Annotated in this window: 15 protein-coding genes and 1 pseudogene; all 16 read right to left on the bottom strand. The window is 49.1% G+C overall.

What is annotated here, in order from left to right:
• Positions 1-990 (bottom strand): annotated as a pseudogene (locus A7098_RS16650) (host specificity protein J); the annotation flags it as partial.
• Positions 991-1050: 60 nt separating this feature from the next.
• Positions 1051-1599 carry a tail assembly protein gene (locus tag A7098_RS16645; RefSeq protein WP_139512539.1) on the bottom strand — a complete coding sequence of 183 codons (549 nt, stop codon included), beginning with the start codon at positions 1597-1599 and terminating at the stop codon, positions 1051-1053.
• Entirely contained in the window at positions 1596-2339 is a 744-nt protein-coding gene (locus A7098_RS16640) for a C40 family peptidase (RefSeq protein ID WP_105281116.1), read from the bottom strand. Before A7098_RS16640 ends, A7098_RS16645 begins: the two co-directional genes overlap by 4 nt.
• Before the next feature lie 5 nt (positions 2340-2344).
• Positions 2345-3043 carry a phage minor tail protein L gene (locus tag A7098_RS16635; RefSeq protein WP_105281115.1) on the bottom strand — a complete coding sequence of 233 codons (699 nt, stop codon included), beginning with the start codon at positions 3041-3043 and terminating at the stop codon, positions 2345-2347.
• Entirely contained in the window at positions 3043-3381 is a 339-nt protein-coding gene (locus A7098_RS16630; protein ID WP_000024051.1) for a phage tail protein, read from the bottom strand. Before A7098_RS16630 ends, A7098_RS16635 begins: the two co-directional genes overlap by 1 nt.
• Complete coding sequence (locus A7098_RS16625; protein ID WP_016231723.1) at positions 3374-6607, bottom strand: phage tail tape measure protein; 3234 nt, start codon at positions 6605-6607, stop codon at positions 3374-3376. Before A7098_RS16625 ends, A7098_RS16630 begins: the two co-directional genes overlap by 8 nt.
• 163 nt (positions 6608-6770) lie before the next feature.
• Positions 6771-6971, bottom strand: coding sequence for a hypothetical protein (locus A7098_RS23770; RefSeq protein WP_032284309.1), 201 nt, complete (start codon positions 6969-6971; stop codon positions 6771-6773).
• Positions 6972-7078: 107 nt separating this feature from the next.
• On the bottom strand, positions 7079-7438 hold the full coding sequence (ydaY, locus tag A7098_RS16620; protein WP_122452218.1) for a protein YdaY: 360 nt from the start codon (positions 7436-7438) through the stop codon (positions 7079-7081).
• Positions 7439-7588: 150 nt separating this feature from the next.
• On the bottom strand, positions 7589-8551 hold the full coding sequence (locus tag A7098_RS16615; protein ID WP_001551060.1) for a phage tail tube protein: 963 nt from the start codon (positions 8549-8551) through the stop codon (positions 7589-7591).
• 26 nt (positions 8552-8577) lie between these two features.
• Positions 8578-8970 carry a phage tail terminator-like protein gene (locus A7098_RS16610; protein WP_000673077.1) on the bottom strand — a complete coding sequence of 131 codons (393 nt, stop codon included), beginning with the start codon at positions 8968-8970 and terminating at the stop codon, positions 8578-8580.
• Positions 8967-9347 (bottom strand): hypothetical protein, encoded by a 381-nt coding sequence (locus tag A7098_RS16605; protein ID WP_001551059.1) that lies wholly within the window; start codon positions 9345-9347, stop codon positions 8967-8969. Before A7098_RS16605 ends, A7098_RS16610 begins: the two co-directional genes overlap by 4 nt.
• The gene (locus A7098_RS16600; RefSeq protein ID WP_105281114.1) at positions 9348-9731 is read right to left on the bottom strand and encodes a glutamate 5-kinase; all 384 of its coding nucleotides are present in this window, start codon (positions 9729-9731) and stop codon (positions 9348-9350) included.
• Positions 9731-10126: a hypothetical protein gene (locus A7098_RS16595; protein ID WP_000634214.1), complete on the bottom strand. Its 396-nt coding sequence runs from the start codon at positions 10124-10126 to the stop codon at positions 9731-9733. The genes A7098_RS16600 and A7098_RS16595 overlap by 1 nt, the downstream gene beginning before the upstream one ends.
• A gap of 3 nt (positions 10127-10129) precedes the next feature.
• On the bottom strand, positions 10130-10306 hold the full coding sequence (locus A7098_RS23980) for a hypothetical protein (RefSeq protein WP_000908084.1): 177 nt from the start codon (positions 10304-10306) through the stop codon (positions 10130-10132).
• Positions 10307-10348: 42 nt separating this feature from the next.
• Positions 10349-11488 carry a P22 phage major capsid protein family protein gene (locus tag A7098_RS16590; protein WP_000918487.1) on the bottom strand — a complete coding sequence of 380 codons (1140 nt, stop codon included), beginning with the start codon at positions 11486-11488 and terminating at the stop codon, positions 10349-10351.
• A gap of 98 nt (positions 11489-11586) precedes the next feature.
• Positions 11587-12351 carry a DUF6651 domain-containing protein gene (locus tag A7098_RS16585; protein ID WP_001551057.1) on the bottom strand — a complete coding sequence of 255 codons (765 nt, stop codon included), beginning with the start codon at positions 12349-12351 and terminating at the stop codon, positions 11587-11589.
• Positions 12352-12434 lie beyond the last annotated feature (83 nt).

The following is a 12434-nucleotide window of genomic DNA, read 5'->3' as shown; positions in this document are numbered from 1 at the left end:
GGTCAGGTACGCATTACAGGTGATGCGCGGCTCCGTGCCGCCAAAGCCGTCCGGCACTGACTGATCGCAGTACTGGCCGATGACATACAGCGCCCATTTGTCCACATCCGCCGCACCAAGACGTTTCCCCATGCCGTAGCGCGGGTGGGTCAGCATATCCCACAGACACCAGGCCATGTTGTTGCTGTATGCTGGTTTTAACGTTCCGTCCCAGATACCGCTGTATTGTCGCGTCTGCGGGTTATAGTTCGACGGCACCTGCAGAATGCGCCCGCGAAGATGATAATTACGGCTCACCTGCTGGCTGCCGAACTGCTCCGAGTCCACCTGTACGCCGACCAGTGCCGTGTTCGGGTAGCACTGTTTCACATCGATGATCTCGGTGTATGACGACCAGAGCGTTTTGTTCTGCAGCTGGTCTGTGGTGCTGTCCGGCGTCATCCTGCGCATCCGGATATTGAACGGGCGCGGCGGCAGGTTATCCACCACCACCGAGGCCAGATACTGCGAGGTGGTTTTGCCCTTAATGGTGATGTCTTTTTCCGTCACCCAGCCACCGTTACGCTGTATCTGAACCAGCAGGCGGACTTCCGACGGATTCCTGTCTCCCTTTGAGGTGGTTTCCACCAGTGCCTGTACACCGAAGGTAAAGCGCAGACGGTCGATGTTTGCCGACGTGATGGTCCGGGTGATCGGCGTTTCATATTTCACTTCCGTACCCAGCACCGTCTCGGAACCGGAGGATTCAAATCCCTCCGGCGGTGACTGCTCCTGCTCACCTGCCCGGAACACCACCGTGACGCCGGAGATATTGGTATTCCCCTCACTGTCCAGCACCGGCGTACTGTTCAGCAGCACGCTTTTTAATCCATCCACCGGACCTTCAATCGGCCCTTCACTGATGGCGTCTATCACGCTCAGCATCTGGGATGATTTCAGGTTGTCCTTCGCTTCGCGCGGGATATGCCCCTTACTGCTGCCTTTACCCATTCCTCACGCTCCAGAAACGACAAAACCGCCCTGAGGCGGTTTCACACAAAACATTCTGCATCAACGACCAATCACCACAACCTGACCACCATCTCCTTCATCTGCCGTGCTGATCTCCTGCGAAATCACCCGTGACCCCACGCGCATTTCACCGTACAGAACCGGCAGAACATTGCCCTGGGCAACCATGTTATCCAGTGAGGAGAAATAGGTGTTCTGTTTGCCGTTATCCGTTGTCTGTGTACGGGGAGTTCTGGCTTTCGGTGCCAGCATCTGCGCCACACCACCGAGCACCATACTGGCCCCCGCACCATACATTCCTGTAATTGCGGCAGCCCCCAACCAACCTGCAGGGTTCCACCATGCCACCGCAATCAGCGCCGCCCCCAGCACAGCCTGAAAAAGACCGCCACTTTTGGCTCCCGCCAGACGCGGCACAATGTGGATCACGGCACCATTTGCCAGCGGTTCATTAAGACGGGCTGATAATTCAGTTTCACCTGCATCACGCCCGGCAATGCGTACCTGATACCAGCCGTCGCTCAGTTTCTGACGAAACGCCGGGAGCTGTGTGGCCAGTGCCCGGATGGCTTCGGCCCCCGTTTTCACACGCAGGTCGATGCGGCAGCCAAATCGTTGTAAATCCCCGTAAAGGCAGATTCGCGCCATGCCCGGTGACGCCAGAGGGAGTGTGTGCGTCGCTGCCATTTGTCGGTGTACCTCTCTCGTTTGCTCAGTTGTTCAGGAATATGGTGCAGCAGCTCGCTGTCACCACAGTAAATGGCGGCATGATTCGGCACCGATGAACCAAAACAGCACAGCAGCACATCGCCCGGCTGCGCCGCTGACAACGGCACCTGATACAGCCCTGTGGCCTCCAGATTATCCAGATAGAGATTCTGACCGTTACGCCACCAGTTATCCCCGCGATGAAAATCCGGCATCTCAATTCCCGCCAGATGGTAAGCGTCCCGGAACAGCGTGTAACAGTCCGTCACCCCGTGCTCAAAGCGCCGCCCGGTGAGATGCGGCACACAGCGGAATTTATGAATCGCCCCCCGGCAGACCAGCCACCACGGCAAATCACTCTGTACCTGCAGCCGCCGGTCGGCCTCACTCAGCCAGGGCAGACCACCGGGGTGGCTGTGGATCAGCGCCACAATCTCTCCCTGCATTTCTGCACTCAGCCAGTCCTCCGGCGACATCCGGAAATATGCCTCCGGCTCACCGGAGATATTCACGCAGGGAAGATATCTGTCTCCCTCCGGCGTTCTCACCACGAAGCCGCACGACTCCGCTGGCGCACATCGCCGGGCGTGCGCCAGAATCGCTGATTCTGTCTCTGTCATGGGATTTACTGCGAAAGTTTGTTAATGGAAAGGAAGCCGCCAAAGTTGCCGACGTTATTGCGAAACTTACAGCCACTCAGGCATTTGCTGCATTTATCCTTCGTGATATCGGACGTCGGCTGGTCATATTCATCAGCGACAGCCGGACCGTTATAACCGCACTCATCACCGCGATAGGTCCAGGTGCAGGTATTAGCAAGCATGATGCGCCCCGGAAAAACAGCGCCGTCCGTTTCCGTCGGCGTGGACAGTACAAAGGAGGCACTGACCGCGCTCAGTTCGCTGCACTGCTCAATACGCCAGCGGCTGATCACCTCCTGCTCCGGATCGGCGTCACTGTTTCCGTTGACGAAGTTCACCGCATCCAGAAAACGGGCGTAAACCTTACGCCTGACCACCGTTCCGCCGACCAGACTCTGCAGGTCTTCCGCCATCCCGGTGACCATGCCGTGCAGATTAGAGACTTTCAGCGTTGGCCTTGCACTGGCACCTTTGCCGTTCATCTCAAATCCACTCCCCTGAATGGGATAGGCCTGATACTGCCGACTCTGCCAGGTGACAGACTCTCCTTTCTCGTTCTGCTCATTGCAGAAAAAGTAGCGATCCCCGCCTACCTCGGTCAGGTCGATTTCCCAGAGCACCACGCTGGCCGACTGCTCCGCACGAATGCATTCATTCAGCGTTTCCTGTTGTATGTCCTGCATCAGATCACCACTTCGTCAAACTGACACGAAAAATCGGTATAGGTGATATGTTCTGTCGCTGACCACGTTCGACACACCACTCTGATTTTTCTGTTAATACCAGGCGGGCGCCAAAAAAAAGATTTATAGCCTTCATGCCGGGCTAAAAATTTTTCAAATGAATCACGTTCATTCGCCTCAACTTTGAAATCACAGGTGAAAACGCGCAGAGAATGATTAAGTCCATTTGGACTTCGTTGCTCATAACCATCGCCAAATCTTACAGTTTTTATCGATGGTTTATTTTCTGTTTTCATTCCATCCTCTGGTAACCAGTGAAATTCTTCCGTATTAGCCACTTAACATTCCCCCATCACGTCGCATATTTAACAGATTGCCCTGCACCCGCTGATCAACCATCCCCATAAGTGCTTTTATTGCCTGAGGGCCAATCTCTCCATTCTGGCCGTCATTTTGAATAGTGATTTGGTATACAGGGGCATAGGTAATATCTCCGCCTCCATTACCACTTTTACTATTAATAGCTCTGACACCAAGAGAACCATCGGATGTTCGTGTTAATGGCATAATGGCTTCCGGACCAGCCTCACCAAAAACACCAGCCCCTTTTGCAAAAGCAAAAAATTGCGGGGAATCATAAATACCGTTCGAATACGTGTTCAATGACGGAGACTCATAAACACCGCCCTTTGCATTCGGAATAAATTTACTAATAGCACTCCCGATAGTTCCTAAAATCCCCCCCGAAGAACTGTTACTAATGCTGTCGAAAATCCCAGTAATTGAAGCCTTTAATGCTATTCGACTAAGATCCGAAATCACGGAAGTAGCGAAAGAACGAAAATTTGCCTTGCCTGTCGTGACAAAATCACCCAGCGCATCGGTCATTCCATCAAACATCTGAGTCGTGGTTGATTTTATCTGCTCACTGATATCCTTAGTGTCATCCAGCCAGTTATTGAATCCCTGGGAGGCACCACTAACCCAGTCTCCTGCCTGAATATCGAGCTGCTCGTTTTTCTGTCTGACAATTTCTTTTTCTCGTTCCAGAGCATCATTCAGAGCCTGCATTTTCTCCTGAAAAACATGATTTGACATCCCACGGGATTTATCTGCATAGTCACGTTCAAGTTGCAGACGCTGATTGTTATATTCACGTTCAATCCGCAGTAATTCCTGCTGGCGTTGCTGATTTTTATCGCCAACCCCATAACCAGCAATCTGAATATCATACCCCTGTTGACGATTATCAATCGAAGCCTGCAATAAATCACGCCATGCAGCTATTTCGGCGGATTCCTTGATTAGCCTGTTATTTTTTTCAATCGCAACATTTTTCTCCATCAACGCGGTTATTTCTTCCCGGTGTAAGAGAAGCGATTTCTGATCCTGGGTTAATTTCGATGACGGTCGTGACTCCAGGTCGGCAATCTGCTGACGCCACTTAACCAGTTCCTGTTCAGAGGAACTTAATTTAACGGTTAATTCAGTTTGTGAACTTAGTAACGCATTCTGTTGATTCAGATGATCAATCATTCGTTGGGCAGCATCATCCGAATAACCTTTCGCCTTTGGTTGCTTTGGATCTTTATAACGCTCATTTATTTGAGCGATAAAATTATTATATTCTTCCTTTGAATACTGACTCTTTAGCTTTTCCAGTTTTGCAAGTTCACTAGCTCTCTGCTGCTCCCGGGTCTGATATTGTTTTGAAAAGGCATCTGCTCTCTGTCTGAGTTCAATTCCTTCCTGTTGTCGCTTGTTGTAATCGTTTATTGATGAATTTAGGACGTCCTGAGCAATTTTTTCTGCTTGAAGTACGCCCAATTGCTGCTTTAATCGTGCCAGCCTTTTATTTTGAGCTCCGCCATCTCCAATGCCACCTAACCCGAAAACTCCGGGTCGGGTATTTTTTTCTATTTCATCAATTTGACGGAGAACATCTGAGATTTTTTGATCAAGGGAGGCCTCACGGCCAATGTCCAGCATGGAATCCCATGCCCATTTTGCGGAGTCTGCGACAGCTTTCCATGCAGTCTCAAGATAACCAAGATTTTCTTTAATCTGGTTGGTGCGCTGGATCATTGAGGATGAGTATGCTTCTGTCGCAATGCGGGCGGCCTCCTGCTGGTTCCCTTCATCCTGTAGCGCCTTAATCTGGTTATAAGTCGCAATTGTCAGAAAATGGTACTGATCATTAAGTTTTGATATGGCACTGACAGGATCCTTTGCAATTTCATTGAAGTCATTAACCAGTTGTTCGGTTGATATTCCTGTTACTTCGCTCGTTTTTACTATCGCTGTCGTCACTTGCTCCAGCGAACTGCTCGCTACCTTTCCCGAACGCACAAGCTGGTTTAATACTGCCGCCGCAGCGCCAGTTGTCGAATCAGCCGCATTCCCGGCACGTTGAGCTATATCGGCCAATTGCCCGCTGGTTGTCCCCAACTGATTTCCGGTAAGAATAAGAGATTTATTAAATTCGTCCTGCTCCTGAGAGCCTTTATAGTAAGCCAGCCCTAAGACGCCAACGGCTGCTGCGGCCAGGGTAAAAGGATTAATTAATCCCAGCACATAAGAACCAACACCTTTGATCGCCGGGCCAATCCCACCGAACATATCTTTTAGCTGGCCGCCCTGCTGCATTAACACCATAAAAGGCGACTGACCAGTGGACAACCCAACAACAATATCCGTCATTTGTGCAGGCAACATGCGCATAGCAAAAGCCGTTTGTTTTGCCGACATTCCGGTTTTGCTTAATTGAGATTGAGTAACCTCAAGCTCACTCCGCATAGCACGAAGTTTTCCAGAAAGTTCCTCATACATTTCAGGAGAGAGCATCCCCTTAGCTTTTGCTTCATTGAGCTGTTTCTGTTGTTCTACCAGACGATTAAAAGCAGTTCCGACAGGGTCAAGTTGAGCAATCAGACGTTGCAAAGCAGCAACCTGTTCATCATGCGCTTTTGCTGCTTCTCGCTCTGCCTGAGCCTCTCCGGTAAGCTCTCGCCGTGTTTCCTGTATTTTTCGGCTATAATTCTCAAACTGAGAACCATTTATTTTCCCGGATGCAAACGCAGCATTAAGTTCATCCTGCTGTTGTTCAAGATTTCTTAGCGCCGCAGCCAGAGGGTCGATCTTGTCCAGCATTCTTTGAAAGGCCTGAGCCTGCGCTTCCTGCTGGGCGGCAGCAAGTTTTCCGGCCTTCTCGGCTTCTCTCTGCGCTTGCGCAACCCCGCTCAATTCCTCTGTGGTTTCATTAAGTTTACGGACAAGAAATTCATATTCTTCTTTATCAATAAGCCCTTTATCGAAAAATTTCTTTAATTCAGAATAGCGTCGACCGACAGTATCAATTGCGGCACCAACTGGATCAATAGCTGCTTTTAATTTTGCGAGCGCGTTCTTCTCATCTTCTGTTGCCTTAGTCACTTTCCCTGCGCTATTTGCAGCAGTTTCCCCGGCCTGCGTCATTTTGACTAATGAGGAGGTCAGATTGTCAGCATTATTTTTTGCTCCAGTGCTATCAATAATTATTGCGAGACGCGAGGTTTGCTCTGCCATTTATTAAAACTCCAGACAACAAAAAGCCCACCGAAGTGGGTTTCAGGCGACATAATAGTAGATATAGCGATTACGAGGCCACGCAATGCTTTTCTCCAGGAGCATCATCGATTTAATTAAAGACACCATCACATCTCTGTAACAGAGTGTACGTAATTAACAACTACACACACTGATCCTGAAAATACTGGTCATCCAGTGCAAAGATCACTGCTTCAAACTCATCGCGCTCAATCAATACCGGATGAGTGGCTAAATATTCATTTATCTCTGTCAGAGATAAAGGCAAAGGCACCCCGGTCATTCCAGCATAACGTCGGGCACGGGATATTACCGAATAGGCGTACAACAATTCCTTAAGCACCGGGTCTATTTCTGGTTCCGGTATCGGTGGCAACCTGAGTTTTTCTCGCTTCCATCTTGCCTTTTCCCCCCTTTCTCCCCCGAACTCCGATAACCACCGCTGGGCGGCTATGGCTTTTTTATCGTATCCTGCTTCTGCTGCTCTTTACCCTGGGCGATGCTGGCTGCTTCTGCAAGGATCTGCCAGTACAACTCTGGATTCTGCTTAAGCAGCGCGATCCCTCGTTCTGGCGTATATTCCAGTGCAACCTCAGCACCATTAACCAGTTCACCAACCCCTTTCCAGTCTTTCAGCAGATAACGAGCAGCATTATCAATGAGTAAATCATCAACAGAATCTACCTCGGAAACCTTTGAAATATCAAACTCCTTCGTTCCGACGTGCAAACTGGCATCCATTTTCTCAATGTGACGACGGATTAATGCATTACGGGAGCGATACTGATCGTTATCGCTGCTTGCCACCAACAGTTTTAACCCGTCTACAGGTTTTAAGTCCTTCATTGGCGTAAACCAGCGTTCTCCACCGATGATAATTTTCTGATTAAGAATAAACATCCATAACCTCATTCAATGCGTCCCCCTGTAGTGCAGTACCACAGGGGGAATAACGGAAAATCAACTAATCGCATCAGCACTGGCTTTTGCGATCACGGCAGTCGGGGAGCATTTTTTTCTGGTTATCGTAGGTGCTTCATCTGCTGCGGTAATGCTCAATTGAACCTGGATAATGTCAGTATTACCCCCATCAGGCCATTCACCTGACACCTGAACCTTCGGGAAACTGAAAGTGTATGCCCCCTCTCCATTCGAAAGCGTGAAGCTGAACGGAACTGTTTCTCCAGTCAGTGTTTTACTCCAGATTTCCCACGCGGCTTTAGACCATGAAAGCGTCACCGTACCGGACGGTGTAAAAGTAGTCGGAATATTTGCTCCTGCATAAGGCGAGCCAGTCCCGATACAACGCTGTGTCTGGAGTTTGTTATCGAACTGAATATCAAAACTGTCGATACAAAAACCGTTACCTCCGGCAACACCATTCAGGCTTACTGCTGAAACCTCCTTAAACGAATAGCGTAACTTTCCTGCACTATCCACAGGTTTGCCTTTGATAAAATTCGTATCATCGGCCTTTGTTTCCCAGCCCAGCCCGGCAAAGGTTACGGTCGCTGTAATATCGCCGTCGTTAGGGATCTGCATTTTCCATGAGCCAACCTGCGCTCCTCTGACGACAGAGGCAATTCCGACATCGGACGCATAGGTCGCCAGAGAAAATGTTATTCGCTCATTCCCCATTGTCAGAGAATCGCCTGACCATTCCGCGCCGAAACAGGATGCAAGAAAATCATCATGTTGACCCCAGCGAAATTTGGTACCAACATCACCGCCGACATCCACAGTGCCAGGCGTCGCCCCCTGAGCCATCCGGGAGCCACCAATCTCATTATTTTCGCCTTTATTCTGGGTGGGTTTTACTCCCCAGCTTGTGCGTTTTAATAAACTCCAGTCACCACTTGCTGGCGTAGTGCCTGCAACTGTCTCCCGGATAAATGCCGAGATAACCTTTGCACCTGAACTCACAGAAGCCTCCTATGTCATTAATTGCGCTAGAGCGCGCGATATGGAATTTGAAGATTAAGCTGGAACCAGCCATTCTTTTCGCCGACGGCTATTGAGGAAACAGCCTGGTAACTGAGACGATCGTCATCCTGAAACTCAAACAGTTCCCGCAATTTATCGGCTGTCTCAGTAATGAGTTTTGAACCAGAACCTGCGGGGACAAATAACTGAATAATGATTATCCCCGTGCGATAAACAACCGGCCCCGCGCCAATTTCATTAACCCCAGCCTGCCCGGGAATATTACTTAACCGCGCCCAGATTAACTTACCGGAAGGATCGAACGTTGGCCCGTTCGGATACAATACGTCTTTTCCATCAATAATCGTCTGTGCCGTCATTCTGGAAATAACCGTATTTCTGATTTCAGTAAACTTCATTTGTAAGCCTGTAAAACACCATAAAAAGCGTTGGCATACACGCCAGTTGGCGCTTGTTGTGAATGACCGTTTTCAAGAGCCTCTGCATAAGGAAGGTTATTCTGGATATAAATAACCCCGTAATTTGCAGCTTTCGAAATAACCCCGATCCCACGCTGAACAGCAATCGTACCGTTCGGATCCACGTTATCAGATATACCAAAATCGGGATGCTGTAACGACACCAGGTTGTTATTTCTGAAACGTCCGGTATCAACCGGAGCAGCAATATCAATAGCAGTAAGAATCTGCATAGCGATGTAGCGAATCTTCAGCCCTACATCTTCCTCAATCATCCCGGCAAATATTGACGGTTCTATATCCCATGCCTTTGCCATTTACGCTCTCCTTAACTGGATAGAGTAAACTGATGCGGAAGGATCTAAACTTGCTGTAATTACCTCGTATCGTTGTAACTGCCTTGATACAGGATCATAAATCTCAATAATATGGTCGACAGCTGGTTTATCCGTAATCTCGCATACCAGAGCGGTTAATTTAAGGTCACCATGCAAAATATTAATCCCATCAATTCTGCCCAGCTTATAACGTGTCAACACGCCTCGCCCGGTATAGATTGCGGTGGATTCGCCGCCAGTTTCCGTCACAGGATCCCAGTGCCGGTGCGTAACGTAAGAACCAGAAAAATCACTCACGGCGTCCGCTAAATCCTCATCAAAAGCAGCGGCAACCTCTGACTGAATCTCTTCACGAAGCCCCATTATCCCCCCCTCACAACCCTGACTTGTGAGCGACTAAGTCCGTACGGTTTCAGCAGTGCTATCGCAAGCTGTAAATCGGGTTCAAGCAATGCAGTGCTGTTTGCTGGCAACTCAGAAAATGATTTCGATACACTGACCCCGTCAGCCGACACGGCTTTACTGATAACAACGCCAGAATCATTTTTCTGCTGAAACAACTTACCGAATGAGGCAATTCTGGCTGCATATGCTCCCGCAAGTTTTACCTCTTCCGGAATACGGGATGGGTTAATTTTCAGGTTGAAGCCATTAAGCCAGGCATTAGCCATTAAAACAGCTTTATTTTTAGCGTTCTCACTCGTCCAGGCGTTCCCAAACGCATTATCAACGTCATCACAGGTCACGTAAGTGATCATGTGTTACTCCTGAGTTTTCCAGCCCATAGCCTTCCAGTTGTCAACTTCATCAGGATGAACATTAGCGATAGTTGGTGCGCCGGGAAACATCTGATAATCGGTCACCATAACCACTAACTCAATTTGCGTTTTTTGTGCGGCTTCACGCTGTGCTCTTTGCTCTTTAGTTAATCCGGCCATATGCCCCCCATTAAAAATGGGGCCGAAGCCCCGTTTGAATGTTTAACCAAGAATCAGACAACCATGTGCCGGCTTCACTGATGAAACACCCCATGCCAGTCCAACTTCATAGCGCACCTGGCGATACTGACGATACAGTGCAATCTGGAACGTAATCCCTGAAATCGGGTCCGTAACATTCATTACATCATCAGCATTATCGCCACCTTCCGGCATTGCCGGAGTACGGGATGCCAGCAGAAACGCGTTGCGATCAAACGCCATATTTGCAGTAAAGGCCCCAACAACTGTGATGGCAGTATCATCGGCCAGATCCTGACGCAGTCCGGGCGCTGCAAGAGTAATCAGATTGCTGGTCGCTGCTGCCACAACATACTGATTCGGATCACCAGCGAACGTAACAATCTGACCTGCAGAAATACTCCCCGAACCAGTATCAATGGAAATAAGAACATCGCCTTCTTTTTTCTCTCCATTCACGAGATAACCAGTTGCAGCAACCTTTGGCGCTCGTTTCACACCTGCCGAACTGTGAATATTGAATCCCTCCAGACGCCCCAACACGCCCTCACGCAGTAGCTGTTCAGTGCCGGATTCATTCACTTTAAACAATACAGACTGTTTTCCGCGCAAATTAGCAATGGCAGTGGAGCCAAGCACCATCTGCAGATCGGTTGTCGGTGCGCCGTTATCCTCCAGAACCTGACGAGCCAGAGCAGCATCAGAAAGATCATCTTTAACACCAAACGGCGTTGTCCCTGCGGTTCCCACGGCGCGGGAAGCACCGAAATACAACGCACCAAGATCAGCCTCAACCTCGTTTGCAAGGGCGCGAAAAGCCTGCTTGAACTGATCAGCCAGAATGGTGTTGTAAGTCCCTGAAGGACCAAGAGCCAGTTGTTCTTCACCATTCCATTTAACCGGTGCCATTTTGGATTTAGTAATTTTTACATCAACAGTGCCAATATTTTGATCACCGGTATTCGGAGCTGACGGCCCCGGTACGATATCTTCGGTTTTCGCCTCAGGCGCAACTGGCGCGGTTACCGTCTGATCTTTTGCTGCGGCGTCAGCTTTTGCGTTTTTTGCTACCGCAGGGATAAAACCTACCTGCTCACGGGATACAACATCCAGGGCGGTATAAATAGTCGGGATCAACCCGGTCAGGGTATTTCCAGCCATAATTAAATATTCCTTAAAAATTTGCGTAATTGTGAATAGATGGAGTAATGAGCTATCCAGCCCTGACACCAGCTCCCATCCGGAAGCTGACAAATGTGTTAATCAACGATTGTGATACCGTCTTTCAATGCGTTTTGCTTACCTGCAACATCCAGTGCATCAAAAGCAGAGCGTTTCATCGTTTTCTGACCAATATCATGCTGTGTCGGACGGGAGCCGCCGCCATTGTTGCCACTGGCTTTCAGGATGTAGTCTTTCTGAGGGTAATTTTCGACAAGGAACTCCAGCGCCTCATCAAACTGCGCCAGTTCGCCAGGCTTCGCGCGGGAATAAATTTTGTTGCCGGAAGCGTCATAAGCAACGATCCTCCCTTCTTCCACTTTGAATGCCTGCCCGAAGCGTGATTGTAATAAATCTGCCGGGATCGCAATTTTATCGGCAATATATTTTGAACCCGCAAAACTACCGCCAATCATAGAATCGTAAAGCTGCTTCTCCAGCATCTGAGAGCGTTGCTTTTCTTCATCTAATTGCTGCTGAAAATTTTTCGTAATTTCTGCCTTAACCTGGTCAACCTGTCCCGCATCGAGCAGCTTTTTCTGGTCGATTTTTGACAGCATTTCCAGTGCCTCGATCGCCTTCTTCGGGTCTTCGATAGCGGCAAACTTAGCCAGTTTTTCCTCTGCAGCTTCTTTAGCCAGGCGATGATTTTTTGCCTCGCTATTAAGCTCTGTAATTTTTTTTGTCGCCAGCGGTGCATCGAAGCCAATTTCTTTACCATCGTCGTGCACATAAACTGGCAGGCCAGCAGTATCAATTTCTGCGTATTGTTTTCCGTTAATCTCGACCGTTTTCAGTTTCATATTAGTACCTGGTTTAAGTCTTCCGACAGTTACGCTGCTCACCATCCGGATCGCAGCAATAAAAAAGGCCACCCGAAGGTAGC

It is taken from the genome of Escherichia sp. MOD1-EC7011, assembly GCF_002965005.1.
Lineage (GTDB): Bacteria > Pseudomonadota > Gammaproteobacteria > Enterobacterales > Enterobacteriaceae > Escherichia > Escherichia ruysiae.
Note: the sequence above shows the minus strand (reverse complement) of the source record. Positions and strands in the feature narration are given on the sequence as shown.